25 protein-coding genes and 1 pseudogene are annotated in these 26,766 nt (G+C 69.1%); 11 read left to right on the top strand and 15 right to left on the bottom strand.

What is annotated here, in order from left to right:
• Positions 1-99 precede the first annotated feature (99 nt).
• The gene (locus ACAG26_RS08575; protein WP_071027599.1) at positions 100-1,923 is read left to right on the top strand and encodes a phosphoenolpyruvate carboxykinase (GTP); all 1,824 of its coding nucleotides are present in this window, start codon (positions 100-102) and stop codon (positions 1,921-1,923) included.
• A 144-nt stretch (positions 1,924-2,067) separates the two neighbouring features.
• Here ACAG26_RS08575 and ACAG26_RS08570 read toward each other — a convergent pair whose 3' ends face one another.
• Positions 2,068-2,895, bottom strand: coding sequence for a hypothetical protein (locus tag ACAG26_RS08570; protein ID WP_370481182.1), 828 nt, complete (start codon positions 2,893-2,895; stop codon positions 2,068-2,070).
• 326 nt (positions 2,896-3,221) lie between these two features.
• Here ACAG26_RS08570 and ACAG26_RS08565 point away from each other — a divergent pair, with 326 nt between their 5' ends.
• From ACAG26_RS08565 to ACAG26_RS08555, 3 genes are read left to right on the top strand one after another with little or no spacing between them, the layout of a single operon-like run.
• Positions 3,222-3,854, top strand: a complete 633-nt coding sequence (locus tag ACAG26_RS08565) for a TetR/AcrR family transcriptional regulator (RefSeq protein WP_370481180.1) — start codon at positions 3,222-3,224, stop codon at positions 3,852-3,854.
• Complete coding sequence (locus tag ACAG26_RS08560) at positions 3,851-5,095, top strand: glycosyltransferase (RefSeq protein WP_370481178.1); 1,245 nt, start codon at positions 3,851-3,853, stop codon at positions 5,093-5,095. Before ACAG26_RS08565 ends, ACAG26_RS08560 begins: the two co-directional genes overlap by 4 nt.
• Positions 5,096-5,106: 11 nt before the next feature.
• Positions 5,107-5,373 (top strand): F0F1 ATP synthase subunit C, encoded by a 267-nt coding sequence (locus ACAG26_RS08555; RefSeq protein WP_370481176.1) that lies wholly within the window; start codon positions 5,107-5,109, stop codon positions 5,371-5,373.
• 116 nt (positions 5,374-5,489) lie between these two features.
• Here the strand turns inward: ACAG26_RS08555 and ACAG26_RS08550 are convergent, their stop codons facing one another.
• On the bottom strand, positions 5,490-6,155 hold the full coding sequence (locus tag ACAG26_RS08550; RefSeq protein WP_370481174.1) for an HAD family hydrolase: 666 nt from the start codon (positions 6,153-6,155) through the stop codon (positions 5,490-5,492).
• Between the two features lie 292 nt (positions 6,156-6,447).
• On the opposite strand from ACAG26_RS08550, the gene ACAG26_RS08545 reads away from it, so the two are divergent.
• The 3 genes from ACAG26_RS08545 (at position 6,448) to ACAG26_RS08535 (ending at position 8,497) form a co-directional block, all read left to right on the top strand.
• Positions 6,448-7,608, top strand: coding sequence for an alpha-hydroxy-acid oxidizing protein (locus tag ACAG26_RS08545; RefSeq protein ID WP_370481171.1), 1,161 nt, complete (start codon positions 6,448-6,450; stop codon positions 7,606-7,608).
• 73 nt (positions 7,609-7,681) lie between these two features.
• Positions 7,682-8,014 (top strand): tRNA-binding protein, encoded by a 333-nt coding sequence (locus ACAG26_RS08540; protein ID WP_370481170.1) that lies wholly within the window; start codon positions 7,682-7,684, stop codon positions 8,012-8,014.
• Between the two features lie 201 nt (positions 8,015-8,215).
• Positions 8,216-8,497, top strand: coding sequence for a hypothetical protein (locus tag ACAG26_RS08535; protein WP_370481169.1), 282 nt, complete (start codon positions 8,216-8,218; stop codon positions 8,495-8,497).
• A 16-nt stretch (positions 8,498-8,513) separates the two neighbouring features.
• Here ACAG26_RS08535 and ACAG26_RS08530 read toward each other — a convergent pair whose 3' ends face one another.
• From ACAG26_RS08530 to ssd, 3 genes and pseudogenes are all read right to left on the bottom strand, one after another.
• Positions 8,514-9,044 carry a hypothetical protein gene (locus tag ACAG26_RS08530; RefSeq protein WP_370481167.1) on the bottom strand — a complete coding sequence of 177 codons (531 nt, stop codon included), beginning with the start codon at positions 9,042-9,044 and terminating at the stop codon, positions 8,514-8,516.
• 205 nt (positions 9,045-9,249) lie between these two features.
• Positions 9,250-10,236 (bottom strand): annotated as a pseudogene (locus ACAG26_RS08525) (TadA family conjugal transfer-associated ATPase); the annotation flags it as partial.
• Positions 10,233-11,315 (bottom strand): septum site-determining protein Ssd, encoded by a 1,083-nt coding sequence (ssd, locus tag ACAG26_RS08520; RefSeq protein ID WP_370481164.1) that lies wholly within the window; start codon positions 11,313-11,315, stop codon positions 10,233-10,235. The pseudogene ACAG26_RS08525 and the gene ssd, both read right to left, overlap by 4 nt.
• A 438-nt stretch (positions 11,316-11,753) precedes the next feature.
• Between ssd and ACAG26_RS08515 the strand changes: the two genes are divergently transcribed.
• Entirely contained in the window at positions 11,754-12,611 is an 858-nt protein-coding gene (locus ACAG26_RS08515; RefSeq protein ID WP_370481162.1) for an HAD-IB family hydrolase, read from the top strand.
• Between the two features lie 410 nt (positions 12,612-13,021).
• Here ACAG26_RS08515 and ACAG26_RS08510 read toward each other — a convergent pair whose 3' ends face one another.
• From ACAG26_RS08510 to ACAG26_RS08490, 5 genes are read right to left on the bottom strand one after another with little or no spacing between them, the layout of a single operon-like run.
• Entirely contained in the window at positions 13,022-13,777 is a 756-nt protein-coding gene (locus ACAG26_RS08510; protein WP_370481161.1) for an oxidoreductase, read from the bottom strand.
• Entirely contained in the window at positions 13,767-15,404 is a 1,638-nt protein-coding gene (locus ACAG26_RS08505; protein ID WP_370481159.1) for a dipeptide ABC transporter ATP-binding protein, read from the bottom strand. The genes ACAG26_RS08510 and ACAG26_RS08505 overlap by 11 nt, the downstream gene beginning before the upstream one ends.
• Complete coding sequence (locus ACAG26_RS08500) at positions 15,392-16,261, bottom strand: ABC transporter permease (RefSeq protein WP_370481156.1); 870 nt, start codon at positions 16,259-16,261, stop codon at positions 15,392-15,394. The genes ACAG26_RS08505 and ACAG26_RS08500 overlap by 13 nt, the downstream gene beginning before the upstream one ends.
• Complete coding sequence (locus tag ACAG26_RS08495; RefSeq protein WP_370481154.1) at positions 16,254-17,180, bottom strand: ABC transporter permease; 927 nt, start codon at positions 17,178-17,180, stop codon at positions 16,254-16,256. The genes ACAG26_RS08500 and ACAG26_RS08495 overlap by 8 nt, the downstream gene beginning before the upstream one ends.
• Position 17,181: 1 nt before the next feature.
• Complete coding sequence (locus ACAG26_RS08490) at positions 17,182-18,795, bottom strand: ABC transporter substrate-binding protein (protein ID WP_370481152.1); 1,614 nt, start codon at positions 18,793-18,795, stop codon at positions 17,182-17,184.
• 89 nt (positions 18,796-18,884) lie between these two features.
• Between ACAG26_RS08490 and acs the strand changes: the two genes are divergently transcribed.
• Positions 18,885-20,837 carry an acetate--CoA ligase gene (acs, locus tag ACAG26_RS08485; protein WP_370481150.1) on the top strand — a complete coding sequence of 651 codons (1,953 nt, stop codon included), beginning with the start codon at positions 18,885-18,887 and terminating at the stop codon, positions 20,835-20,837.
• 86 nt (positions 20,838-20,923) lie between these two features.
• Here the strand turns inward: acs and ACAG26_RS08480 are convergent, their stop codons facing one another.
• Positions 20,924-21,637 (bottom strand): S1 family peptidase, encoded by a 714-nt coding sequence (locus ACAG26_RS08480; RefSeq protein WP_370481149.1) that lies wholly within the window; start codon positions 21,635-21,637, stop codon positions 20,924-20,926.
• 168 nt (positions 21,638-21,805) lie between these two features.
• On the opposite strand from ACAG26_RS08480, the gene ACAG26_RS08475 reads away from it, so the two are divergent.
• Together ACAG26_RS08475 and ACAG26_RS08470 are read left to right on the top strand one after the other, a co-directional pair.
• On the top strand, positions 21,806-22,324 hold the full coding sequence (locus tag ACAG26_RS08475) for a phage holin family protein (protein ID WP_370481147.1): 519 nt from the start codon (positions 21,806-21,808) through the stop codon (positions 22,322-22,324).
• Positions 22,325-23,281 (top strand): alpha/beta fold hydrolase, encoded by a 957-nt coding sequence (locus ACAG26_RS08470; RefSeq protein ID WP_370481146.1) that lies wholly within the window; start codon positions 22,325-22,327, stop codon positions 23,279-23,281.
• Here ACAG26_RS08470 and marP read toward each other — a convergent pair.
• The 4 genes from marP to nth are packed head-to-tail and all read right to left on the bottom strand — an operon-like array spanning position 23,274 to position 26,615.
• Entirely contained in the window at positions 23,274-24,461 is a 1,188-nt protein-coding gene (gene marP / locus ACAG26_RS08465; RefSeq protein ID WP_370481144.1) for an acid resistance serine protease MarP, read from the bottom strand. The two genes, ACAG26_RS08470 and marP, sit on opposite strands and share 8 nt — an antisense overlap.
• Positions 24,458-25,255, bottom strand: a complete 798-nt coding sequence (locus tag ACAG26_RS08460; RefSeq protein ID WP_370481142.1) for a CoA pyrophosphatase — start codon at positions 25,253-25,255, stop codon at positions 24,458-24,460. The genes marP and ACAG26_RS08460 overlap by 4 nt, the downstream gene beginning before the upstream one ends.
• Before the next feature lie 25 nt (positions 25,256-25,280).
• Positions 25,281-25,913, bottom strand: coding sequence for a TlpA family protein disulfide reductase (locus ACAG26_RS08455; RefSeq protein WP_370481141.1), 633 nt, complete (start codon positions 25,911-25,913; stop codon positions 25,281-25,283).
• A gap of 21 nt (positions 25,914-25,934) precedes the next feature.
• A complete protein-coding gene (gene nth / locus ACAG26_RS08450; RefSeq protein ID WP_370481228.1) occupies positions 25,935-26,615 on the bottom strand; it encodes an endonuclease III in 681 nt (226 codons plus the stop codon).
• Positions 26,616-26,766: the final 151 nt, after the last annotated feature.

The raw sequence follows: 26,766 nt of genomic DNA, 5'->3' as shown, positions 1-26,766 counted from the left end.
TGCGATTTTTCTAAAATGCATACCTTAGCTACTGGATGTCTGCCGCACCGCCCACCGTCCTAATGAGCCCGAAGTATCGATCTGCAAGGAGTGAACAAGATGGCAACCCCCATCGCCGACAGGATCAAGACAGCGCCGACCACTCACCCCGACATCGTGTCCTGGGTGGCCGAGATCGCCGATCTCACCGCACCCGACCAGATTGTGTGGTGCGACGGATCACGCGCCGAATGGGAACTGTTGACGACGCACTTGGTGAACACCGGCACCTTCGTGCGCCTGCAGCACAAACCGAACTCCTTTTGGTGCGCATCGGATCCCGAGGATGTCGCGCGGGTCGAGGACCGCACGTACATCTGCTCGGTCATGCAGGCCGACGCTGGTCCCACGAACAATTGGATGGACCCCGTCGACATGAAGACGGTGATGACCGAGCATTATCGCGGCGCTATGGTCGGACGGACGATGTACGTGATCGCGTTCTGCATGGGCCCGATCGACGCGCCCGAGCCAAAGTTCGGGGTGCAGGTGACCGACTCGGCGTATGTGGCCGCCTCGATGCAGATCATGACCCGCTCGGGCACACCGGTGTGGGAGAAACTCGCCGCCGGCACTGAATTCGTCAAGTGCCTGCACTCCGTCGGTGCACCGTTACCAGCAGGCCAACCCGACACGGCCTGGCCGTGCGATCACGTCAAGTACATTTCCCACTTCCCCGAAGAGCGCACGATCTGGAGTTACGGTTCGGGATACGGCGGCAACGCGCTGCTGGGCAAGAAGTGCTTCTCGCTGCGGATCGCATCGAAGATGGCCAACGAGGAGGGTTGGTTGGCCGAGCACATGCTCATCCTGAAACTCACCTCGCCCGAGAAGAAGGTGCACTACATCGCGGCAGCGTTCCCGTCCTCGTGCGGGAAGACGAACCTGGCGATGCTCGAACCCACCATCGACGGCTGGACAGCCGAAACCATCGGCGACGACATCGCCTGGATGCGGTTCGGCGATGACGGGCGGCTTTACGCGGTCAACCCCGAAGCCGGATTCTTCGGTGTCGCTCCCGGCACCGGCGCGCAGACCAACCCGCACGCGATGGCCACCATCGACAAGGGCAACTCGATCTTCACCAATGTTGCGCTCACCGACGACGGCGACATCTGGTGGGAGGGCATGACCGAAAAAGTGCCCGCCCATCTGATGGACTGGCGACGCCGGGACTGGACTCCGACCAGCAACGAACCTGCCGCGCATCCAAACTCGCGGTATTGCACCCCGATTGCGCAATGTCCCACCGTTGCCCCGGAATGGAACGATCCCGCCGGGGTGCCGATTTCGGCGATCTTCTTCGGCGGCCGACGTGCGAGCACCATTCCCCTGGTGACCCAATCACTGAACTGGCAGCACGGGGTGTTCCTCGCGTCGATTCTTTCGTCGGAAACCACTGCGGCCGCCAGCGGCAAGGTCGGCGTGGTGCGCCGCGATCCGATGGCGATGCTGCCGTTCCTCGGATACAACGTGGCCGACTACTTCGCCCACTGGCTAGACATCGGCACCAAGACCGAACCCGAACGGCTACCGAAGATCTTCTACGTCAACTGGTTCCGCCGCGACGCCGACAACAAGTTCCTGTGGCCCGGGTTCGGGGAGAACTCCCGAATCCTCAAATGGGCACTGCAGCGGATCGATGGTCACGCAGCGGCCCAGCAGACGCCGATCGGATACGTGCCCACCGCCACGGACCTGGACCTAAGCGGGCTGGACGTCGACCCCGCCACGATCACCGCCGCACTGGAGGTCTCCGATGCGGAGTGGATAGCCGAAACCCAGCTGATCGACCAGTGGTACACCACCATCGGTGGCGACACCCTGCCGATTGCGCTTCGGGAAGAACTCGCCGCCCTCAAGAGGCGGCTGCCCAGCCAATGACCGGTCACGCCCGGCCACTACGCTGGCGGCCTCACGCGACAATCTCCGGTTTGGGCGGGCTGTCCCAAGCACCGGCCCGGGAACGTTCCCAAATCCGCACGATCGCGTTCCCGACCTACCGAGCCCACCACCCGCCAGCAGGCGTCAAGGAGTTTTCAACACGTCCCTGCGCAGCCCGCCCATGATTTCCGGGGGCAGCAGATCCTCGGCCACTGCCAACATGGTGGCGATGTCGCTGGGCTCACCGCCGGCGTCGATGGGCCGACCGACTGCCAGCGTCCAGCTGTCCTGTTCGCCTGCTACGAGCAAGACCGCGCAGTGCGCAACCCGGGACGCCACCAGCTGCTCGCGGATGCGTCCGGTTGGGATGCGTAGCCGCTGACTGGAATACGGCACTCTGGTTGCCCACCGCGTCTGGGTGGGCCGGCCACAGCCCAGCCCTTCCAAGAAGGCGGGGGTGCGCGAAGCGCGGCCCATGGCATCGACCACCAGGTCAGCATCCAGTGCTGCGGCGTTTCCGTTGTCGCGGTCGACGACGCGCACCCCGGTGATCGCAGCGGCGGCCCCAAGCGGTTCGGCCACAGCATGCCCGTCCAGAACCGTCACATTGGACAGGTCCATGATGCGTCGGCGCACGTGGAACTCCAGAAACGGCCGAGTCGCCAGACACAGCATCAAGGCCGCGGGATCGGCCAACGTACCCGAACGTGTGAATTCGTAGCAACCGACACGCGCGTAGATCCGCGACAAGTCACCGTCCGCGACGACCGCTCCTGCCGCGGCGAGTTCGTCGAGTAGTCCGGGAAATAGTTCAGCCAACACGTGCGCGCCGCGGCTCGAAAGGTTGTGCAGATGACGCCCTTGCGGCACACCCCGGCGATGGGTAGGGCGGTTCGGCAGCCTGTCGCGCTCCACCACCGTGACCGCCTCGTAGAACTCGGACAGCACCCGCGCGGCCAGCAGTCCCGCCATCCCGGCACCCAGGACAACAGCGCGTTCACCGATTTCCTTCACCCACGGCCCCTTCCGTTGGCGGCACGGGCGCGGCATCGGGACCACGAAGCGAGCCAGGGGACCACCGCCGCCGCAAGGGCTTCTCAAGCCCATGACGAGCGACCGTACACCAAAAATAAGAAAAATAAACGTACTCTAAAGTAACAGTAAGATTCACCGACGGGCAGGCAACTGCTCGTCCCCCGTGTTCGGCCCTGGCGATGGCGATCCCATCCGTGGGGTGAACATCACCTTGCGAACACTGCCGGCTTCCACTGGCTGATCAATTGATCTAATATCTGATTATGCGATCTGATGGGCGCGGGGAGGCGATGACGTTCACCCAGTCGGCGCGGCGGGCCCAAATCGTGGCGTGCGCAATCGAGGTGATCGCTGAGGTCGGGTGGGCGCAAACGTCGATCCGCAAGATCGCCGAGCGGGTGGGAGTGGCGATGAGTGCGGTGCTGTATCACTTCGGTAGTAAGGACAAGCTGGTCGACGCCGTCCTCGAGGAGATGTATCGCGCCGCGCTCGCGGTGGTCGTGCCGGCGATCGAGGCGCAGTCCACCGCGGCCGACAAGCTCGCCGCTTATATCCGCGCCAGCGTGGGCTACTTCGACACCCACCGCCCACATCTGGCGGCACTGACCCAGTTGGGAATGAGTTATCGGCCCAGCGACGGGCGCCGCTTCGATGAACTCGGACTCAGCCCCGAGTTGCGCGCTGAACTGGCCGCGCTGGATCCGACCGCCATTTTGACGGCGGGGCAGCGAGATGGCGAATTCGGCGACTTTCCCGTCGCCTCGATCGCACTGGCCGTGCGCGGCGCAGTCAACGGCGTGGTGGAAAAGATCCTGCGCGATCCCGACTTCGACGTCCACGGCTACGGCGAGGACCTGGTCACGCTCTTCGGCCAGGCGGTAGAGGCAACGCGATGAGCAGCGTCGTCATCATCGCTGTCGGCAGCCGCGGCGACGTCGCCCCGCTCACCGGAGTCGGCGTCGCCCTGCAACACGCCGGCCACCGGGTGGCCATCGCCGCCTACACCCCATTCGCCGAGCTGATTCTTGGCTGCGGCTTAGGGTTTTACGAGCTGCCCGCAGAACTACCGCGCGCCGCCCACGACACTGAAGTGGCGCCGTGGAAAAGCCTGGCGGCCTTCGCGTCACCGGCGGGCATGCGAGCCTTGGGCAACGACATCCTGGCCGCGGTGGCAGATCAGCCCGCCGACGTCCTGCTGCTGTCCCCGTTCGCCGAGCTGGTCGGACATCCCTTGGCCGCGGCCAAGGGAATTCCCTCGCTGGGGGTGCGGATGCAGCCACTGTCGGCCACCGCGCAGTATCCGCCGGCGGTGCTCGGCGCATGGTCAGCTGGTGCGGCGGGCAACCGGTGGGCCGCCGACTCCGGTGCGTGGCTAATCGACCGGCTCTACGGTGGTGTGGTCGCAGGTTTTCGTCGCCAGCTCGGACTGCCACGAACATCCACGCGCCGGTTACGCAAACACCGCACCAAAAGCCAGTGGGCTGTCCTGCACGGGTATTCGCCGCTCGTGGCGCCCCGACCGCCCGACTGGCGACCCGGCCTAGAGGTGACCGGATATTGGTGGCCCGCCAACGCCGGAAACTGGGAACCACCAACCGAACTGACCGATTTCCTTGCCGCCTGTTCACCCCCGGTGTTTATCGGGTTCGGTAGCATGGTGACCACCCCGGCGCGTGCCAAGCAGCTGTCGGACACGATTGACCGCGCAGCGCGACTCGCCGGTGTCCGCGTCATCGTGCAGGCCGGCTGGACCGGCCTGCACTGCGCCGATGAGCACATGCTGTCCATCGGCGAAGCCCCACACGACTGGCTGTTCCCTCACGTAGCCGCTGTGGCGCATCACTGCGGTGCAGGCACCACCGGGGCTGGTCTTCGCGCCGGAGTGCCCACCATCGGGTTGCCCGCATACGGCGACGGCGCGTTCTGGGCCACACGCCTCTCCCAACTCGGGGTCAGCGCCACCACCATCAACCAGCGACAACTCACCGCCGAGCGACTGGCTGACGCAATGCGCGTCGCCGTCAGCGACCCGCAGCTGCGGCGCAACGCCCGTCAGCTCGGTTCGCGCATCTCCCGCGAGGACGGCACCGCACCCGTGATTGCCGCCGTCGAGACCCTGCTCCGCCAACCCATTTAGAAGGAGGCGTCATGGCCGCAGACCCTGGCCTTGTCCACGCGATCATCACCGCCGGAGCTCTCGCCGGCGGCGGGCTCATGATGGCCGGCGGAGCTATCGGCGCAGGGATCGGTGACGGCATGGCCGGCGCCCAGCTCGTCGCTGGGGTGGCCCGCCAACCCGAGGCCCAACAACGAATGTTCGCGCCCTTCCTCATCACCGTCGGTCTCGTCGAAGCGATGTTCTTCATCAACCTCGCGTTCATGGCGCTATTCGTGTTCGCCACTCCAGGCACCTAACTCGTCGCAGGTGAGTAACGCGCCGACCGCTCGGTCGCGTCGTGGCCCCACCTGGACGGCCGCGTCACCGTACCGGGCGCCGGCGGCCAGCAGCTCGCCAGTGTCGGCACGAACGTTCACGGCAGACATTTAACGGTTTGCGCCCATTCGACGAGCGCGGCGTCGTTGAGGGTATTCGTGACGACGTCGCCGTCCAGTTGCTTTCCGGGTTGGGACGGCACGGTGATGAGAAACGTGCCCGCGGCACGTGCCGCGGCAACTCCCGTTGCGGAATCTTCGAACGCCACACCAGTACGCGCAGCAGCGTCAAGGCGTGCGAAGGCCTCCAGGTAAATCTGCGGGTCAGGCTTGGGCCGAGCGACTTCGTCGGCGGCGACCGACACCTCGAAGAACTGTAGAAGACCAGACGATGTCAGCGCAGCGGTGAGCATGGCGCGGGGGCTGTTCGTGGCTACAGCGAGTGGGATTTTGCCGCCAAGATGTTCAAGGAGCTGTCGAGCGCCGGGCATCGGCTCGACGTGACCTGCGAGTTCGGCCTCAACGCGACGACTGAGCTCGCTCTGAAGCTGCACACCGATGCCGGGGCGGCCGAAATACTCGGCCATGTTGTCGCACGCCGCCGCGAGGGTTCGCCCGATGAGCAGGTCCTTCTCGGCTGGGCCGAAGCCAAATCCGTAGTCGGCGAACAAGGCGGCTTCCGCACGTGACCAGCAAGTCTCGGTGTCAAGAAGCAGCCCATCGCAGTCGAAAACAATGGCACTCACCTGCGGCGGAAGCGTCATGGCCGCCAATTATGCCGACGTGAGTTCCTCGGCCGTCACAGTTTGACCGCAAACCGCGGCAGAATAAAACCCCGCACCTTGCGAACCAGCAAACGCTTCACCCGTGAGGTGGTCGACACCAGCGACACACGCGTCATGACGTGGCTCGCCGGCCCCTTGTGCCCCTTGCCCCGCGACAAGGACAGGCCCACCTGACAATCAGATCTATCCGCGAGCGCTGTTTCGGGCCGCGAGCGACCGGTAGCGGAAAAGATGTTGCATAAGATTCGGCGACGGCGGCAGGCTAGCGGCCGTGGCATTTGGCGACTACCAGTCAGAGATCTATCTGCAGGCCTTGTCCGGGGTGGCGCCGTCGCTGCCGATGGCCTACGCCGACTTGGAGACTAAGGCCTCGGCGGCGATGCCGCCACAGGTGTGGTCCTATGTCGCCGGTGGTGCTGGTGATGAACACACCCAGCGGGCCAATGTCGCCGCGTTCGAGCGCTGGGGGTTGATCCCGCGGATGTTCGTCGGCGCCGCCGACCGCGACCTGTCGGTGCAGCTGTTCGGCATGACGTTACCGGCGCCGATGTTCATGGCCCCGATCGGCGTTATCGGCATTTGCACCCAGGACGGCCACGGCGACTTGGCCACCGCCCGCGCCGCCGCTACCACCGGAGTGCCGATGATGGTGTCCACGTTCACCGCCGATCCGCTGGAGGATGTGGCCGCCGAATTCGGCGACACCCCAGGGTTCTTCCAGCTGTATGTGCCGAAGGACCGGGAACTGGCCGCCAGTTTGGTGCACCGCGCCGAGGCCGCCGGGTATCAAGCCATCGTCATCGCTCTGGACCAGTCGGTGACCGGGTGGCGCCCGCGCGATCTGGCGACGGCATACTCTCCCCCGCTGCGCGGGCACTGCCTGGCCAACTACACGTCCGACCCGGTGTTTCGGGCCGCTCTGGCCCAGCCGCCCGAGCAGGATCCGCAAGCCACCATGCGGCACTGGTCGCAAATCTGGAACAATCCGCTGACCTGGGATGACCTGCCGTGGCTGCGCTCGCTGACCGCCCTCCCGCTGATCGTCAAGGGCATCTGTCACCCCGACGATGCGCGCCGCGCCAAAGACGGCGGAGTCGACGGCATCTACTGCTCCAACCACGGCGGCCGCCACGCCAACGGCGGCCTACCGACACTGGACTGCCTGCCCGCCCTGGTGCAGGCCGCCGACGGGCTGCCGGTGCTATTCGACTCCGGGATCCGCAGCGGCGCCGACATCATCAAAGCCCTCGCCCTGGGAGCGACCGCAGTGGGCATCGGCCGCCCGTACGCCTACGGGCTGGCGCTGGGCGGCGCCGGCGGCGTCGTGCACGTGCTGCGCTCGCTACTGGCCGAGGCCGACCTGATCATGGCCATCGACGGCTACCCCAGCCTGGCTGACCTTACCCCCGAGGCATTGCGGCGCGTCGAGTAACACACGACCACCACGGTTATCGGTCGCCCCAGCGGGCGCCCGCCTCAACGGCTGATAGCGATACTGTCTGAGCGTGGAATCTGTGCCGTTCGAGCAGTTCGCAGCCGTAGATATCAGGGTAGGTCGCGTGATCGAAGTGGACGACTTCCCAGAAGCCAGACGCCCGGCATGGAAGCTGCGTGTCGACTTCGGTCCCGAGATCGGGCTCAAGCGATCTTCGGCCCAGATCGTAAACTACTCTCGCGACGAACTGCTCAATCGAATGGTCCTTGGCGTCGTGAACTTTCCGCCGCGCCAAATCGGCCCGGTCCGCTCGGAGGTCCTAGTTCTCGGGACCTACTCCGACGGAAGGGTGCTCTTGATTCGCCCGGATTCGGATGCACAACCGGGCGACCGCGTGGGTTAAGCCGGTCACGCTTCCACCGCGCCGACGCAACACCACCTTCGCCCCGCAACGCCGGCATTCACTTATTGATGCTGAAATCGAAACGGGGCAGGTCCAATGCCGCCAAGCAAGCCCCTGCCCCGTCGTGAGGTGAACGCTACTCAAACGGCCTATGCCCGATCGCGTTCACAACTGTCCGCACCCGCCATTACCGTCACAGCCATGCAGCTGAGGCACATCTGCGAGGTGTGCGGCGTCGAGGAAATCCTCACACCGGATGAGGCTCACGCTGTCGGCTGGGACTACCCGCCGCGGATAGGCGCACTCGGCGTGATCAGTCCCCGCACGTGTCCCAACTGCCCGCTCAACCGCACCGTGTGGTGGGCGATCGCCATCGATGGTTACACAGCGGACATGCTGAGCCAGCAGCAGCGGGCGGTCATCGAACGCATCCTCGGCGAACCAGACACAATCGCCGTGTCATCGCCCGCGCCCGGAGAGTGAGTCTGGGGCGCGCAATCTACCGGTGAGCCTCGTGGTAGGCCCGGCATTCGGGGCATCGGCATCCTGCTTGCCACCCGGGTCCTCCGCCATGCACCAGGTTCGGGTCACGACCCGCAGTCAGCGCGGCGTCGAGCCGCTCCGCGAAGGCCGGGTCGCGGCGCCGGTACGCGGCCACCTCCCGCGTCGTCGCCCCCACCTGGACAGCCGCGTCACGGTATCGGGCGCCGGCGGCCAGCAGCTCGCACAGCTGCGGGCCGAGCACCTTCCAGCGAGCGACCGCGGCAGCCTGTCTGTACTTGTTGTGGAGGGCACGCCGCGCTGCGCAACAATCGTCGCAGTGGCAGCCGTAGCGCCAGCGGGCATAGGTGCCGTGCCCTTTGCGCGGGCCGCGGCGGATGCCTCCTCTGGCCCGGAACTCGGCTTCGCGGATTTGCCGCACCGTCCACGGACCGCGCTCGGGTAGCAGTCCGGCCGCGAACCACTCCCGCAGCGTCGCCATCCGCACACCGGCGCGCCGCGCAACCTCGTAGCGACTGGTGACCGGCATATGTCGAGGGTAAGGAGCGAGTGGTGCTACTCACACCACTTGTGCGTTAGTGCGTTACCCCGATCGTGGCCGCCCAGGATTCACCGTGCCAGCCCACAAACCATCGGATACAGCCCTACAGATAACCATGTTCCCCACGCCCCGTGAACCGTCAAACCTCACCATCAGACACAGTCGGATACACCCTGAGTCGCCCTACAGATAACACGGCGGCGGCGAGCTGACTGTGCAGCGCGGCACGGTCCAGCCCGCCCAATGCGGCCAACGCCTCCAACCGGGCCGGAACCTCGGCCGGATTGTTGGCGTGCACGGTGCCCGCCCCGCCGTCGTGCCCGGTGTTCAACGCCGCCAGCAGGTCGACCACTTCGGCGCCGCGGACCTCGCCGACCACGATGCGGTCCGGGCGCATCCGCAGCGCCTGCCGGACCAGCTGGCGCACCGTCACCTCGCCGACGCCTTCCACGTTGGCCCGGCGCGCGACCAGCTTGACCAGGTGCGGATGCCGGGGCGCCAACTCGGCGGCGTCCTCCACACACACGATCCGTTCCTCGGGGGCGACCGCGCCCAGCAGGGCGGCCAGCAGCGTGGTCTTCCCGGCCCCGGTGCCGCCCGACACCAGAAACGCCAGCCGCGCCGCAATGATGCGCGCCAGCAGCTCCGCCGCGTCCGCGGCGATCGCGCCGGCCGCGGTCAGTGCGGTCAGCCCCTGGCTGGCCGGCCGCAGCACCCGCAGCGACAGGCAGGTTCCGTCGGCCGCGATCGGCGGCAGGATGGCGTGCAGGCGCACCGCGAACTCACCGGTGCCGATGCCGGTCAACTGACCGTCCACCCAGGGTTGCGCGTCGTCGAGGCGGCGCCCGGCGGCCAGCGCCAGTCGCTGCGCCAGGCGCCGGACCGCCGCCTCGTCGGCAAACCGGATCGAGGTGCGTCGCAAACCCTGGCCGTCGTCGACCCACACGGCATCCGGTGCGGTGACCAGAACATCGGTGGTGGCGGCGGCGCACAGCAACGGCTCGAGGATGCCCGCGCCGGTCAGCTCGGTCTGCAGCAGCCGCAGATTGGTGAGCACTTCGGTGTCGCCGAGCACACCGCCGGACTCGGCGCGAATCGCGGCCGCGACCACCGCGGGCCGCAGCGGGGCGGATTCGGTGGCCAACCGCTCCCGAACCCGCTCGATCAGCGACCCGGTCATGCCGGCCCGGCCCGTTGCACGTGTCCGCCCGCGGCCAGCACCGCCAGTACCCGGCGGGCGGCCGCGGTGAGCGCCGCGCGGCGCGGCAGCCGTAAACCGCCGCGGTCGAGTTGTTCGGCGATGCGCGGCTCGGCGCGCATCGCCGCCAACAGCGGCAGGCCGACGATGTCGGCGACCTCCCCGGCGCGCAGCCCGCCGGGCGACGGCCCGCGCACCACCAGCCCCACGTTGGGGTTGAGCGCGGACAGCGCCGCGCCGGTCGCCGCGCTCGCGGCACAGGCCCGCACATCGCAGCTGCTCACCGCGACGACGAGATCTGCGGCGTGCAGCGCGGTTTCGCCGGCGTCGGTGCCGCCGCGCGGCACGTCGCAGACCGCGGTCACGCCGCCGCGGCGCGCGGCGTCGAGCACCGCGTCCACCGCCGTCGGCTCCGGCGGACAGCCGGGCCGAATACCGGACAGCACACTGATGCCGCGATGGCGCGGCAGCGCTTCCCGCACCGCCGACCAGTCCACCCGTCCGCCCTGCACGGCCAGATCCGGCCACCGCAAACCCGGCTTGTTTTCGCTGCCGACCAGCAGGTCGATGCCGCCCCCGTACGGGTCGAGGTCGACCAGCAGCGCATCACCGACGGTCTGCGCCAGCGCGGCGGCGAACAGCGAGGCGCCGGCCCCGCCGCGCCCGCCGACGACGGCCACCACCTGGCCGCACCTTCGGTCGCCGCCGGCGAATTCGGCCGCCTCGGCAAGCTCGCGAACCAGTGCATGCCCCTCGGCGGGCAGCGTCACCACGCGTTGGGCGCCGACCGCGATCGCCGCTTCCCACGTCGAGGTGCGCGGCGGGGCGCCGGTGGCCAGCACCACATGGGCCCGCCGCGGCAGCAGGGCCCGCGCGCACCGGTGCGCGGCCGGCTCGTCCAGCAGCACGGCCAGGGCGGCGATCCAGGTCTTGCGGCTCACCGTCGGCGGCCCGGCCCCGGCATGGATGACCCGCACGCCGACCGCGGCGCCGACCCGGTCTGCTTCCTCGCGCAGCGCGGGTTCGGTCACCATGGCCAAGACGCCGGCGGTGGACAACACCGGCCCACCGTGCCGGGTGCTGTCGCGCTGCGCCAGTCACCGACCGGGCCGTCGGCGCGGGGCTGTGGATCGGCGTCCAACTGTGCACCGAGAACCGGCGCAGCGCCCGAATCCGTGTTTCTGCAACACGTTCCAGCACGGCATTGGCTGAAACCGGCGAAGAATTTACTGGAGATAAGGGACGACCCCCGCCAGGGGGGGAGGAGGCGAGGGTCGTCGTGCATCAGCCCCGGGGGGTCGGACTGATACACCCTCGGACTAGGCCGAGTAATGCTCACTATACACACGACAACGCGGGCGAGCGCAAGTACTGCTTGCCACAGACAGCACGGCGCACCACCGCTACGGGGCGGTCGGTGTGGCCGTCGGCACCCACCGTGAACTGCCATTTCCTACACAACGTCGCGACCCGCGGCACCGCCGCCCTATGCTGGATCGGTGACCGCCTCCGACTCGGGCGCCCCGCAGCAAATCCCCTCGCAAGCACCGGCAACCACCGGTGCGCCGACTCGCACGGCCGCCTTTTTCGATCTTGATAAGACGGTGATCGCCAAGTCCAGCACGCTGGCGTTCAGCAAACCCTTCTTCGACCAAGGACTGATTAGCCGCCGAACCGTACTCGAATCCAGCTACGCCCAATTCCTTTTCCTGCTCTCCGGTGCCGACCACGATCAGATGGACCGAATGCGCAGTCATCTGACCAATATGTGCACCGGCTGGGATGTGGAACAGGTCAAGGCGATTGTCGCCGAAACCCTGGACCAGATCGTCACTCCGCTGGTGTTCGCCGAAGCCGCGGAGCTGATCGCCGACCACAAGCTGTGCGGCCGCGACGTCGTGGTGGTCTCGGCCTCCGGGGAGGAGATCGTCGCCCCGATCGCACGCGCGCTGGGCGCCACCCACGCGATGGCCACCCGGATGGTGGTCGAAGACGGCAAGTACACCGGCGAGGTGGCGTTCTATTGCTACGGGGAAGGCAAGGTGCAGGCCATCCGGGAACTGGCCGCGCGGGAGGGGTATCCGCTCGAACACTGCTACGCCTATTCCGATTCGATCACCGACCTGCCCATGCTGGAGGTCGTCGGCCACCCGGCCGCGGTGAATCCCGATCGGGCGCTGCGCAAGGAGGCGATGGCCCGGGACTGGCCGGTGCTCACCTTCTCGCGGCCGGTGTCGCTGCGGGACCGGCTGCCGGCGCCGTCGGGCGCCGCGGTGGCGACGACGGCGGTGGTGGGCGCCAGCGCGCTGGCGGCCGGGGCGCTCACCTACTCGCTGCTGCGCCGGTTCGCGTTCTAAGTCCCAGCAACCTCCGGCAGTCACGATCCAATCTCGGCTCGGCCACCGCCACACAATTGGCCCTTGATGTGACTGTGGTCACGTAGTACAAAGGAACCACGGAAGCCCGGGGAGGCCAAGGTCGATCCGGAAGAGAAGGCTCGACCTCCCGAACCAGGCGACCTAGCACGGATCCCGGTACCCACGCGGAGCTACAGCCGCGAATATGGCAGAAGTGTTGCGGGCCTGCGTAATTGCGAAAAGCGGACGGATTCGGCGGCCCTTTGGGTGGGGTCGCAGCCGGGGCGCATTGCAAGATCGCCGAGGCCACCCACGCAGCCCATGGTTGCACGCTTGGTAACTGAGTTCCGTGCTAGCGGGCGGCGAGCCGTAATTTACGGAGCGTCGCCCGCTTTGCGTGTGTGGACCGGTCAGTGCGACGAGGTGTTGGCGGTCGACTCAGCAATCGACAACGCCTCGGTCGCCCCGTCTTTCAGCGCCCGGCAGCACAGCAGGATCCAGGCGGCCACCCCGTCGGGGGTGCCGGCGGCGAAGTCGCGCGCGGCGGCGCGGTAATCGCCGGCGCGGCGCATCCAGCTCACCTCCGGCACCCCGAGCCCGTGCGGGTCCAGCCCGCTGGCCATGGTCACCAGCCGCGACACCGCACGCGCCACCACGCCGTCGGCGCTGCCGAACGGTGCCAGCGTCAGCAGTTCCCCGTGGGCGACGGCGGCCACCACCGGAGCCGGCGCCTGCGTCGCGCCGGTGACGATCTCGGCCAGCAACTCCAGCCGGGGCCCGACCTCGGCCTCGGCGCGGGGCCGGCCCAGCTTGTCCTCGTCGACCTGGTCGGCGGCGGCCAGCATGTGCAGCCGCGCCAGCGCCTGCAGCGGTGCCCGCCGCCACACCCCCACCAGGCTGGTCTCCCCGCCCTCCAGCGCCTGCGTCACGCGCAGCGCGCCGGCGAAGACCGGATCGGCGGTGGCCGAGTCGTCCAGCTGCACCGGGCCGCCGTCCAGCACCGACGACGCCCGGGCCGCGCGCAGCGCGGCTTCGGCGGCGGTCACCGGCCAGCCGCGCAGGTTGGCCTTATGCCGGTGGGCCCGGCCCAGCGCGTCGCGCGCCTGATCGCAGGCGGCGGCCACCCCGGGCAGGTCCATCAGCGGCGCCAGCGGGTCAGTGCTCATCGGCGCCACGATAGCCGCTGGGGCGAGGCAACCCGGGAATGGCCGCCACCAGCCGGGCGGTGTAGTCGTGGGCCGGCGCGGTGAACACCGCCTCGGTGGGCGCATGCTCGACCACCTTTCCGCCCCGCATCACCAGCACGTCGTCGGCGATCTGCCGGATGACGGCCAGGTCGTGGCTGATGAACAGGTACGCCAGGCCCAGGCTGGCCTGCAGCCCGGCGAGCAGGTCCAGGATCTGGGCCTGCACCACGACATCCAGCGCCGAGACCGCTTCGTCGCAGACCAGCAGCTGCGGTCGCAGCGCCAACGCTCGGGCGATCGCGACCCGTTGGCGTTGCCCGCCGGACAGCTCCCGCGGCAACCGGTCCAGCACCGAGGCCGGCAGCGCCACCTGGTCCGCCAGCTCCCGCACCGCGCGGTCCCGTTCCCGGCGCCCCCCGATCCGGTGAATGCGCAGCGGCTCCTCGATGATCCGAAACACCGAATACATCGGATCCAGGCTGCTGTAGGGGTTTTGAAACACCGGCTGCACCCGGCGCCGAAACGCCAACACCGCCCGCCGGTCCAGCCCGGTGATCGGTTGGCCGTCGAACACCACGGTCCCGGCGGTGGGCGGCAGCAGGCCCAGCACCATCCGCGCCAGGGTGGACTTGCCCGAGCCGGATTCGCCGGCGACCGCCACGGTGGTGCCGCGCGCCACGGTGAACGACACGTCGTCGACGGCCCGAAATTCGGTGCGCCGCCACGGTGGCCCACCCGGATAGATTTTGGTCAGCCCGCTGACCGCCAACAGCTCGCCGCCGCGGCCGGCCGGCTCGGGCACCGGCGGCCTGGGCCGCCGCGCCGCCAGCGACGGTGCCGCGCCCACCAGCTTGCGGGTGTAGGGGTGCTGCGGCTGGGTCAAGACCCGCTGTGCGGGACCGGTTTCCACCACCCTCCCGTCGTGCATCACGACCAGCTCCTCGGCCCGTTCGGCCGCCAGCGCCAGGTCGTGGGTGATCAGCAGCACGGCGGTGCCCAGCTCGCTGGTGAGCCGCTGCAGCCCGTCGAGCACCTGTCGCTGCACGGTGACATCCAGGGCCGAGGTGGGCTCGTCGGCGATCAGCAGCCGCGGCTGGCCCGCCAATCCGAGGGCGATCAGCGCGCGCTGGCACATCCCGCCGGACAGCTGGTGCGGATAGCGGTACGCGTGGGTCGCCGGATCGGGCATGCCGGCCTCGGCGAGCAGGTCCACCGCCCGCTGCCGGACCGCCCGGCGGTCGATGCTGTTGGCGCGCAGCGCCTGGCGGATCTGGAAGCCGACCTTCCACACCGGGTTCAGGTTGGTCATCGGGTCCTGCGGGACGAAGCCGATGCCGGCGCCCCGGATCGCCCCCAGCCGCCGCCGGTCAGCGCCGGTGATGTCGACGCCGTCGAAGGTGATCGTCCCGCCGGTGATGCGGCCGCCCGGCGGCAGCAGCCCCAGAATCGCCGCCGCCGTGGTGGATTTGCCCGAACCCGACTCGCCGACCACCGCGACGGTTTGACCGGCGGCCACGCTGAGCCGGGCACCGCGGACCGCCGGGGGCCCCGCGCCGAACCGGACTTCCAGGTTGTCCACGGTCAGCAGCGCGGTCATGTGCGCCATGCCCGCGACGCCGGGTCCAGGGCGTCGCGCAGCGCGTCGCCCATCATCATGAAGGCCAGCACGGTAAGCGCCAGCGCGCCGGCCGGGTAGAACAGTACGGTCGACCCCGACCGTAATCGGCTCTGCGCCAGGTTGATATCGCCGCCCCAGGACACCACCGACGGCGGCAGCCCCACCCCCAGGTAGGACAGCGTGGCCTCGGTGACGATGAACAATCCGAGCGCGATGCTGGCCACGGCGATCACCGGGCCGATGGCGTTGGGCACCACGTGCCGGGTCAGGGTGTGGAATCGGCCCAGCCCCAACGCTTCGGCGGCCAGCACATAGTCACTGGCCCGCACCTCCAGCACCGCGCCGCGGGTGATGCGGGCCAGCTGCGGCCAGCCGAACAAGGCCAGGATGGCGATCACCGTCCACACCGTGCGGTGCGCCATCACCTGCATCAGCACAATGGCCGCCAACAACAGTGGGATGCCGAAGAACACGTCGGTGACCCGGGACACCGCCGCGTCGATCCAGCCGCCGTAGAAGCCGGCCAGCGCCCCCAGCGCCCCGCCGACCAGCAGCACCGCCACGGTGGCGCCCACGCCCACGGTGATCGACGCCCGGGCCCCGTAGATGGTGCGGGCGTAGATGTCGTGGCCCTGCAGGTCGGTGCCGAACCAGTGCGCCGCCGACGGGCCGAGCATGCTCTGGTCGGGATCGGCGTAGCCGGGGTCGATCCCGGTGAACAGGCCCGGAACCAGCGCTGCGGTGACCACCAGCAGGATCAGCAGCCCGGCGACCACGAACTTGGGTCGCCGCCGCAGGCCGCGCCAGGTGTCCCGCCAAAAACCGGCCGGCAACCGTTCAGCCATACCGGATCCGGGGGTCCAGGGCCGCGTACAGCAGGTCCACCATCAGGTTGGCGAGCAGATACACCACCACCAGCACCGTCACGATCGCCACCACCGTCGGCGCCTCCTGCCGGATGACCGCCTGGTACAGGGCTCCGCCGACGCCGTGGATGTTGAAGATGCCCTCGGTGACCACCGCGCCGCCCATCAGCGCGCCGAGGTCGGCGCCCAAAAACGTCACCACCGGGATCAGTGAGTTGCGCAGGATGTGCACGACGACCACCCGCGGCCGGGACAGCCCGGTGGCGGTGGCGGTGCGCACATAGTCGGCGTGGGCGTTGGCGGCCACCGCCGACCGGGTCAGCCGCACCACGTAGGCAAACGACACCGCCCCGAGCACGAAACCCGGTAGCAGCAAACGACGCAACGTCGGCTGGTCCCCGACCGTGGCCGGGGCGAGCCCGAGCTTGACGCCGACGACGTACTGGGCGATGAAGCCGAGCACGAAAATCGGCACGGCGATGATGACCAGGCTGGTCAGCAGCACGCTGGCATCGAAGAGGCCGCCCTTGCGCAGCCCGGCGATCACGCCCAGCCCAACCCCGAGGGCCGCCTCCACCGCCAGCGCGACCAGGGCTAACCGGATCGTCACCGGAAACGCTTGCGCCAGCACCTCGCTGATCGGCAAGCCGGAAAACGACTGGCCCAGGTCACCCCGGGTCAGGCCCTGCAGGTACTTGACGTACTGCAGCCAGAATGGGTCATCGAGGTGGTATTGGGCCCGCAGTTGGGCGGCGACCGCCGGGCTGACCGCCCGGTCCCCGCCCAGCGCCGCGATCGGGTCGCCGGGCAGCAGAAACACCAGACCGTAGATCAGCAGCGTCGCCCCGAAGAACACCGGGATCATCACCAGCAGCCGCCGGCCGAGGTAGCTGATCATGTCAGCCGTCCTTGACGATGTGCTCGTAGTCGGGCATGCCGTTCCAAGCGATCGTGACGTCGCGGACCGCCGTCGAGTGCCCGGCCGCGGTGGCGTAGTCCCACAGCGCGACAACGGGCATGTCATGCAACAGGATTCGCTGCGCGGCGTTGGTCAACAGGTGCGCCTGGTCCAGGGTGGGTGCGGCCAGCGCGGTCTGCAGCGCCGCGTCGAACCGCGGATTGGAGTAGCCGATGTCGTTGGCGCCGGCACCGGTGACGAACAGCGGTTCGAGGAATTCCAGCAGCGAGGGATAGTCGCCCTGCCAGCCGGCGCGAAACGCGGTGCCCATGGTGTGCTGGCTGATCTGGGTGCGAAACCCCGCGAAGGTGGGTTGCGGCGCCCCGGCGGCGTCGATACCGAGGGTGTTTTTGATGCTGTTGGCCACCGCGTCCACCCATTCCTGATGCCCGCCGTCGGCGTTGTAGGCGATCAGGTACCGGCCGGACCACGCGGAGATGGTGTCGGCCTGCGCCCATAGTCGTTGGGCGCGTTGCGGATCGTAGACCAGGGCGTCGTTTCCGGGCAGGTTCGGGTCGAAGCCGGGCAGCGATCGGGCGGTGAAGTCGCGCGCCGGGACCCGGGTGTCGGCGAATATCCGGCGGCAGATCTGCGGCCGGTTGATCGCCGCCGACAGCGCCAGCCGACGCAGCCGGCCTTCCTCGCCGCCGAAATGCGGCAGCCGCAGCGGCGTGTCCAGACTCTGGTTGACCGCCACCGATCCGCTGATCGCGCGGTCGCCGAGTTCACGACGGTAGGTCGGCAGCGCGCTGGGCGGCACGGTGTCGAGCACGTCGAGGTTGCCGGCCAGCAGGTCGGCGTAGGCGGTCTCCAGGTTGGCGTACAGAATGAACCGCAGCCCGCGGTTCTGGGCGACCCGGTTGCCGTGGTAGCCGGGGTTGGGTACCAGGTCGATTTTGACGTTGTGCTGCCAGGGGTGCGGTTGCGCGTCGTCCATCCGGTAGGGCCCGTTGCCGATCGGGCGGCGACCAAAGGCGGTCATATCGTCGAAGGCGGCCCGCGGCAACGGCAAGAACGGCGTGGATCCCAGCCGCAGGGTGAAGTCGATGGTCGGGGCCTTGAGCCGCACCGTGAATTCGGTGTCGCTGACCACGTGCAGTCCCGACATCGTCTGCGCGGTCGGGGTCGGCGCGGCCAGCTGGTCGTAGCCGTCGATCGCGCTAAAGAAGCTCTGCTGCAGCTGGGCGTGGGTGGTCAGGGCGCCGTAATTCCACGCGTCAACGAACGAGTGGGCCGTCACCGGCGACCCGTCGGTGAACGTCCAGCCGGGTTTGATCGTGATCCGGTAGTTGAGGTTGTCGCGGGTCTCGATGGCCTGCGCGACCTCCAGCGCCGGGGCGCCGGTCGCGTCGTAGGACACCAACCCGGCGAAGAGCCGCTCCAGAATCCGTGCGCCGTTGGTCTCGTTGGTGTTGGTGGGAATCAACGGGTTCTGCGGCTCCCCGGCGTTGACCACCACCAGGTCGGTGTCGGTGCCGCCGGCCCCGCAGCCGGCCAGCGCTGCGAGCACCAGCAATCCGGCGGCCAGCACCGCCGCGGCACGCTTCGCACGCATGCCAGCGACAGTAAGGGGTACCGCGGGGGGCTTCGGGGGCGGCCGACGGCGACACGCCGACGTTCAGCCGCGGTGATTAGGCTCGTGGCGTGACCGAGACGCATCCCGACGCGCCGGCGTCGTACCCGCCGCCCGCAACGTTCGCCGCGCAGACCAACGCGGGTCCCGAGCTGTACCGGGCGGCCGAGCAGGACCGGCTGGCGTTTTGGGCTGAGCAGGCCCACCGGCTGTCCTGGGCGACGCCGTTTACCCAGGTACTGGACTGGTCGGCGGCCCCGTTCGCGCGGTGGTTCGCCGACGGCACCCTCAACGTGGCCTACAACTGCGTGGACCGCCACGTGCAGGCCGGCCACGGCGACCGGGTGGCCATCCACTGGGAGGGCGAGCCGGTCGGGGATGCCCGCAGCCTCAGCTACGCCGACCTGCTCGCCGAGGTGTCCCGGGCCGCCAACGCGTTGACCGAGTTGGGTTTGGTCGCCGGGGACCGGGTGGCGATCTATTTGCCGATGATCCCCGAGACCATCATCGCGATGCTGGCCTGCGCGCGGCTGGGGGTGTTGCACAGCGTGGTGTTCGCCGGCTTCTCCGCCGCCGCGCTGCGAGCCCGGATCGACGACGCCGAGGCGAAGCTGGTGATCACCGCCGACGGGCAGTACCGGCGCGGCAAACCCGCCCCGCTGAAAAGCGCCGTGGACGAGGCGGTGGCCGGCGCCGACACCGTCGAACATGTGCTGGTGGTGCGCCGTACCGGCGGCGACGTGGCCTGGACGGCGGGCCGCGACCTGTGGTGGCACGATATCGTCGGCGCGGCGTCCGATCGGCACACCCCGGCGGCGTTCGAGGCCGAGCATCCGCTGTTTTTGCTGTACACCTCGGGCACCACCGGCAAGCCGAAGGGCATCGTGCACACCAGCGGCGGCTACCTGACCCAAGCCGCCTACACCCACCACTACATCTTCGACGTCAAAGCCGACACCGACGTGTTCTGGTGCACCGCCGACGTCGGCTGGGTCACCGGGCACACCTACGCCGTCTACGGCCCGCTGGCCAACGGGGTCACCGAAGTCCTCTACGAGGGCACCCCGGACTTCCCCGACGGTCACCGGCATTTCGACATCATCGAAAAATACGGTGTGACAACGTATTACACCGCCCCTACGTTGATCCGCACCTTCATGAAGTGGGGCCGGGAGATCCCGGACAAACACGACCTGTCCAGCCTGCGGTTGCTGGGCTCGGTCGGTGAGCCGATCAACCCCGAAGCGTGGCGGTGGTATCGCACCGTCATCGGTGCCGGATGCACGCCGGTGGTCGACACCTGGTGGCAGACCGAGACCGGCGCGACGATGATCTCGCCGCTGCCCGGGATCACCGCCACCAAGCCGGGCGCGGCGATGACCCCGCTGCCCGGGATTTCGGCGCGCATCGTCGACGACGACGGCAACCGGCTGGCACCGGGCGGCGACCACGGCGAACAACCCAGCGGGTACCTGGTGCTGGACGAACCGTGGCCGGCGATGGCGCGCGGCATCTGGGGCGACCCGGAGCGTTTCGTGGACACCTACTGGTCCCGGTTCGCCGCGCAGGGTTGGTATTTCGCCGGCGACGGCGCCCGCTACGACGCCGACGGCGACATCTGGGTGTTGGGCCGCATCGACGATGTGATGAACGTGTCCGGGCACCGGATCTCCACCGCGGAAGTGGAGTCGGCGCTGGTCGGCCATTCCGGGGTGGCCGAGGCGGCGGTGGTCGGCGCCACCGATGAGCAGACCGGGCAAGGGATCTGCGCGTTCGTGGTGCTGGAGGGCTCCCACGCCGACCGCGGCGAGCAGATGGTCGACGAGCTGCGCGCCCAGGTGGCTCGGGAGATCTCACCGATCGCCCGGCCACGCGAGATCCACGTGGTGCCCGAGTTGCCCAAGACCCGCAGCGGCAAGATCATGCGCCGGCTGCTGCGCGACGTCGCCGACGGCCGCGAGCTCGGGGATACCTCGACGCTGCTGGATCCCGGTGTGTTCGAAGCGATCCGGGCCGCCAAGTAGCTGGCCGCCGGTGCCGCCGAGTGTGCGGCTTTATACGCCAAACGCGGGTGCAGGCGTATGACACCGCACAGTCGGCGCTCGGCCGATTAGGCCGGGATGGGCACGAAGCCGGCGCCGGGCCGGTTCTTGCTGTTGACGTCGTCGATGACCGCGTTGATCGACATCACCACCGCCGGGGTGTGCAGCGGAATGTACTTGACCACACACGTCGGCAGCGCATCGCTGAACGCACCGTGGATCATGCCGACCAGCATGTTGTTGACGGTGACCGGTCCCCCGGAGTCGCCGGGCTGCCCACACACCTGCATGACGATGGTGCCCGGATCTTGCCCGGGCCCCCAGGTGACGCCGCACGAGTTGCCGGTGGTGCGGCCCTGTTTGCAGGCCACCTGGCCGAACGCCGGATCGGGACCGATGCCGTTGATCGCGAAGCCGTCGAAGTTGGCCACCGGGTTCACCTTGGCCGGATCGAACCGGATCACCGCATAGTCCAGGTTGTCGTTGCCGGCCACCATGGTGCCCACCGGGCCGTTGCCCTCGGCGCCCTCGGCGGCGACCTGGGCGCCGGGCCCGCCGCAGTGCGCGGAGGTGAACCCGATCAGGGCGCCGGTGTTGTCGTGGCCGATCGTGGTCAGCGTGCACAGCGTGTCGACGTCGACGACGATTCCGGCGCCACCGCCCAGCGCCACCTTGTTATCGGCGGCGATGGCCGGGCCGGTCGGCCAGCCCGGTGCCGCCACCGCGGCGAGAGCCACCAGTGCGGCGGCAACGCGAAGCCCCCAGCGGTGTGCGATCTGCAATGCCCTGACTCCCGTCAACGAGGCCGACCCGGGTACTAGCGCGCAGTCTAACCTGACCACACAAGCAACAGGCGTCGCTTGCTCGGGCCTCACCGCGGTTAGCCTCGTGCCGCCCGGCACCGCATGGCAACATAACCCGCGAGGACAGCGAACCGGGAGGACCGTGGAGTGAGCAAGGCTTCAAGCAACGCCGACCGCAAGAACGGGGTGCCGGGCACCTTGACCGCGATCCCCCTGGTCGACCCGCACGCCGTGGCCGGTGATCCTTCGCTCGGCGATCTGGTCAAGGAGGCGACGACCCAGGTCTCGACGCTGGTACGCGCCGAAGTCGAGCTCGCCCGCGCCGAGATCACCCGCGACGTCAAGAAGGGGTTGACCGGCAGCGTCTTTTTCATCGCCGCGCTGGTGGTGCTGTTTTACTCCACCTTCTTTTTCTTCTTCTTTCTCGCCGAACTGCTCGACACCTGGCTGTGGCGCTGGGTGGCGTTCGCCATCGTGTTCGGGATCATGGTGCTGGTCACCGGGGCGCTGGCGGTGTTCGGGTATTTGAAGGTGCGCCGGATCCGGGGGCCGCGGGAGACGATCGCGTCGGTCAAAGAGACCCGCACCGCGTTGCGCCCCGACCACACCAAGCCCGCCCCGGCCGCGGTCGAGGGGCGGACGCCCACCGATCCGTCGGGCTGGTAGATGGCCGCACCGGACCCGTCGATCACCCGCATCGACGGGCCGTGGCGGCATCTGGACATCCACGCCAACGGAATTCGGTTCCACGTCGTCGAGGCGGCAAACCCGCAAGGTGCACCGCCGCCGCCCACCCAACCGCTGGTCATCCTGCTGCACGGGTTCGGCTCGTTCTGGTGGTCGTGGCGGCATCAGCTGCGCGGGCTGGCGAACGCGCGGGTGGTGGCGGTCGACCTGCGGGGCTACGGCGGCAGCGACAAACCGCCCCGCGGCTATGACGGCTGGACACTGGCCGGCGACACCGCCGGGTTGATCCGCGCCCTCGGGCACTCGTCGGCGACCCTGGTCGGCCACGCCGACGGCGGCCTGGTGTGCTGGGCCACCGCACTGCTGCATCCGCGGCTGGTCCGGGCCATCGCGGTGATCAGCTCACCGCATCCGGCGGCGTTGCGCGCCTCCATGCTGGCCCGGCCCGATCAGCGTCGGGCCCTGCTGCCGTGGCTGTTGCGCTATCAGCTGCCGATGTGGCCCGAACACGTGCTGACCCGCGCCGACGCCGCCGAGATCGAACGGCTGGTGCGCAGCCGCTCCACCGCCAAATGGCAGGCCAGCGAAGACTTCTGCGAAACCGTCGGTCATCTGCGGCGGGCCATTCAGATACCGTCGGCCGCGCACTGCGCGCTGGAATATCAGCGTTGGGCGGTGCGCAGCCAGTTGCGCGACGAGGGCCGCCGGTTCATGAAAGCCATGAAGCGCGGCGTGGCCATCCCGTTGCTGCACGTGCACGGGGACGCCGACCCGTACGTGTTGGCCGACCCGGTCGAGCGCACCCGGCGCTACGCGCCGCACGGGCGCTACGTATCGGTCGCCGGCGCAGGCCATTTCAGCCACGAAGAAGCACCCGAGCAGGTCAACGCGCAGCTATCCCGGTTCTTGCGGCGGGTGCACCAGGGGCTCAGCTGACACACGTCTCGGTGGACACCGCCGTGGTGTCACCGATCTTGGCCAACTGTCGGGCCACCTCTTTGGCGGTCAACACGAAACCGGTGTCGTTGTCGTCGACGGCGGCGCCGAACACCACGCCCAACACCTTGCCGTTGACGTCGATCAGCGGGCCGCCGGAATTGCCTTGGCGCACAGTGCCGCGGATCGTGTACACCTCACGGGTGACCGTCGCATTGCGGTAGATGTCGGGACCGTTGAGTTCGATGATCTCCCGGATCCGCGCCGGGGTCGCTTCGAAACCGCCGCCGCCGGGATAGCCCAGCACGATGGCGTTGGTGTCCGATCGCGCCGGTGAGTCGACGAACGCCAGCGGCGACGGCGGCAGATCGGGCACCGCGAGGATCGCGATGTCGACCTCGGGGTCGAAGGACACCACCGTCGCGTCGTAGGGTTTGCCCTCGGCTTCCACGGTGACGCTGTTGGAGCCCGCCACCACGTGGGCGTTGGTCATCACCCGGCTGGGGGCGACCACAAACCCGGTGCCCTCCAACACCTTCTGGCAGCTGGTCGCCACGCCGCGGATCTTGACCACGCTGGGCTCGGTGGCCGTCACCACCGGGTTGTCGGACAGCGCCGCATCCGGTGCATCCACGGCCACGATCGGGGTGCGGCTGAACGGCTCCAACACGTCGGGCAGCCCGGAGTTGTCCAGCAGCGCCGACACCCGCTTCGGCACGGTTTTCAGCCAGGGGGGCGCGACATCGTTGACCTCCGCCAACACCCGGGATCCGCGCACCGCGGCCGCCAAGCTCGGCTGATCCGACGAGGTCAACGGCGTCGCCAGCAACCAGGCCGCCACCAGCACCACCACCAGCTGCAGCGCCACCCCGATCAGCGAGTCGAGGCCCCGCACGGCGCGGCTGTGGATCGCGCCGCGCACCGCCCGGCCCAGCACCACCCCGGCGACCTCGCCGACCACCACCATGGACAGGATCAGAAACAGGGCGGCGAACAACTTGGGCCGGGCCCCGGTGACGTGGCTGACCAGGTGCGGGGCCAGCAGCACGCCGGCGACCGCGCCCAGCGCCACCCCGACGAACGACAACACCGAGCCCAATGCGCCGGAGCGCCAGCCCGAGACCGCCGCCACGAACGCGACGGCCAGCACCGCGATATCCAGCCACTGTGACGAGGTCATCGTCGTGTACCGCCTCCGTTGTCGACCAGCGCCATCGCCGCGTCCAGTTCCCGGACGTCGGCGGTGTCCCAGGGCTGCGCCCAGCCGGCCACGTCCAGCATCGCGGAGATCACCTGGCCGGTGAAGCCCCACACCAGCATCTCGTTGAGCAGGAACGCCGGCCCGGCCCAGCGGTGGCCGTGCGCGCGGCGGTACACCATCAGGCGGTTCTCCGGATTGATGAAGGCGCGCAGCGGGACCCGCGCCACGATCGCGGTCTCGGCTTCGTCGACGACGGTCACCGGACCCGGATCGGGTGAGTAGGCCAGCACCGGCACCACGTGGAAGCCCGACGGCGCGATGAACGTCCGCTCCATCGTCGCCAGCGGATGCAGCCGGGCCGGGTCGACACCGGTTTCCTCGCGGGCCTCCCGCAGCGCGGTGGCCACCGGACCGTTGTCGTCGGGGTCGGATGCGCCGCCGGGGAACGCGGCCTGACCGGCATGATGGCGCAGGGTGGAGGCCCGCACGGTGACCAGCAGGTCGGCCTCGTCGGGAACACCGGCCGACGATTCGGGTCCGGAAAACAGCACCAGCACCGCCGCGTCGCGTCCGTTGCGGCGCAGTGCCGCGGTGGCTTTGGCCGCGGTCACCAGCGCCAGCACATCGGCGGGCAGCCGGCGGCGGTAGGCGGCCGGGATCTGCCCCACGTTGTCGACCAGCGGGCGCAGCCAGGCGGGGCTGACGCCGGGGGTCAGCGGAACCGCTGGGGACGCGTTCGGTCCCGAGTGCGGGGGCGTACCACCAGCGCTCACCGACGCCTCACCTTTCCCATCACGCCTAGCCACCGACCGCGGCAGCGATCTCGTCAGCGCTGGCGAATGCTCGCGGCAGGACCTGCGCAACGGTACCGTCCGCCGCCAACACCACTGTCGCGGGCATCACATTAGGGACCCGCAGCGCGGCGGCGACCCGGCGCTGGCCGTCCTGCAGGGTCGGCAGCCGCACCCCCAGCTCGGCCAACCGCAGCAGCCCGGCGGTCTCGTTCTCGTCCTGATGCACCGTCAGCACCGTCACGCCGGGCCCGACGCGGCGTTGATATTCGGCCATCGCGGGCAGCTCGGCCCGGCACGGCTGGCACCAGTACGCCCACAGATTCAGTACCACCCGGCGGCCGGCCACCGCCCGGCCGACGTCGACCGGCGCGCCGGTGGCCGCGCATTCGACGAGGACCCCGTGCAGCGGGCCCGGCCCGTCGGTGTCCGCGCCGGTGGGACACGGCGGCAAGCCGGCGCGCCGGCGGGGTTCGCGCAGCGCCGCGTCGGTGTCGGCGTCGCGGTGTTCGCGGTCAGCCGCCGTCGGCGGCGGCGCCCCGGGCCGGGGGGCGGTGTCGCGCAGGGCGAACACCAGCGCGGCGATCAGCGCGGCGATCACGGTGATCACCGCGAGGGTCCAGCGGGTTGAGGTGCTCACGGCCGCGCCGCCGACGCCGCGCTACAGCCCGGCCAGGGCCAGCAGATGCTCGGTCTCCGGGCCTTTGACCAGGGCCGCGGCGATCAGCGGGTCGGTGGGGCCCAGCCCGAACGACGGGCAGTCCTTGGCCAGCACACACACCCCGCAGGCCGGTTTGCGGGCATGACAGACCCGGCGGCCGTGGAAGATCACCCGGTGGCTGAGCAGCGTCCACTGGTTGCGTTCGATGAGTTCGCCGACGGCGTGTTCGACCTTGACCGGATCCTCCTCGGCGGTCCACCGCCAGCGCCGCACCAGCCGCCCGAAGTGGGTGTCGACGGTGATGCCGGGGACATCGAAGGCGTTGCCGAGGATGACGTTGGCGGTTTTGCGGCCCACCCCGGGCAGGGTGACCAGCTCGGCCATGGTGGCCGGCACCTCCCCGTCGAACCGCTCCACCAAAGCTTGCCCGAGGCCGATCAACGAGGTTGCCTTGTTACGGAAGAAACCAGTGGGACGGATGAGGTCTTCGAGTTCGGCGCGGTTGGCCTGGGCGTAGTCCAGCGCGGTCCGATATCGGGCGAACAACGCCGGGGTGGTCAGGTTGACGCGCTTATCGGTGCTCTGCGCCGACAGGATGGTGGCCACCGTCAACTCGAGCGGCGTGGTGAAGTCCAGCTCGCAACGTACTTCCGGAAACGCTTGCGCCAGTGCGCGATTCATGCGACGGGCGCGGCGCACCAATCCGAGGCGGGTCTCTTCGGCCCAGCGCCGGGCGACTTTGCCACCCGCGGCGGCGGGCGCCGATTGAGCGCCGGAGGAAGGCTTGGCCACTGTCACCTACGACAGGGTACTAATTCGTGATCCCACCGAG

It is taken from the genome of Mycobacterium sp. pUA109, assembly GCF_041287095.1.
Taxonomy (GTDB): domain Bacteria; phylum Actinomycetota; class Actinomycetes; order Mycobacteriales; family Mycobacteriaceae; genus Mycobacterium.
The sequence above is the reverse complement of the archived record's forward strand: the minus strand, read 5'-3'. Positions and strand labels throughout refer to the sequence as shown.

Coding starts and splice junctions, on each gene's coding strand:
- ACAG26_RS08575 (WP_071027599.1), top strand. CDS start 100: ATGGCAACCCCCATCGCCGACAGGATCAAGACAGCGCCGACCACTCAC.
- nth (WP_370481228.1), bottom strand. CDS start 26,615: ATGAATCGCGCACTGGCGCAAGCGTTTCCGGAAGTACGTTGCGAGCTG.
- ACAG26_RS08555 (WP_370481176.1), top strand. CDS start 5,107: ATGGCCGCAGACCCTGGCCTTGTCCACGCGATCATCACCGCCGGAGCT.
- ACAG26_RS08470 (WP_370481146.1), top strand. CDS start 22,325: ATGGCCGCACCGGACCCGTCGATCACCCGCATCGACGGGCCGTGGCGG.
- ACAG26_RS08530 (WP_370481167.1), bottom strand. CDS start 9,044: ATGCCGGTCACCAGTCGCTACGAGGTTGCGCGGCGCGCCGGTGTGCGG.
- ACAG26_RS08495 (WP_370481154.1), bottom strand. CDS start 17,180: ATGATCAGCTACCTCGGCCGGCGGCTGCTGGTGATGATCCCGGTGTTC.
- marP (WP_370481144.1), bottom strand. CDS start 24,461: ATGACCTCGTCACAGTGGCTGGATATCGCGGTGCTGGCCGTCGCGTTC.
- ACAG26_RS08570 (WP_370481182.1), bottom strand. CDS start 2,895: ATGGCGGGACTGCTGGCCGCGCGGGTGCTGTCCGAGTTCTACGAGGCG.
- ACAG26_RS08560 (WP_370481178.1), top strand. CDS start 3,851: ATGAGCAGCGTCGTCATCATCGCTGTCGGCAGCCGCGGCGACGTCGCC.
- ACAG26_RS08550 (WP_370481174.1), bottom strand. CDS start 6,155: ATGACGCTTCCGCCGCAGGTGAGTGCCATTGTTTTCGACTGCGATGGG.
- ACAG26_RS08505 (WP_370481159.1), bottom strand. CDS start 15,404: ATGGCGCACATGACCGCGCTGCTGACCGTGGACAACCTGGAAGTCCGG.
- ACAG26_RS08510 (WP_370481161.1), bottom strand. CDS start 13,777: ATGAGCACTGACCCGCTGGCGCCGCTGATGGACCTGCCCGGGGTGGCC.
- ACAG26_RS08490 (WP_370481152.1), bottom strand. CDS start 18,795: ATGCGTGCGAAGCGTGCCGCGGCGGTGCTGGCCGCCGGATTGCTGGTG.
- ACAG26_RS08565 (WP_370481180.1), top strand. CDS start 3,222: ATGCGATCTGATGGGCGCGGGGAGGCGATGACGTTCACCCAGTCGGCG.
- ACAG26_RS08500 (WP_370481156.1), bottom strand. CDS start 16,261: ATGGCTGAACGGTTGCCGGCCGGTTTTTGGCGGGACACCTGGCGCGGC.
- ACAG26_RS08535 (WP_370481169.1), top strand. CDS start 8,216: ATGCAGCTGAGGCACATCTGCGAGGTGTGCGGCGTCGAGGAAATCCTC.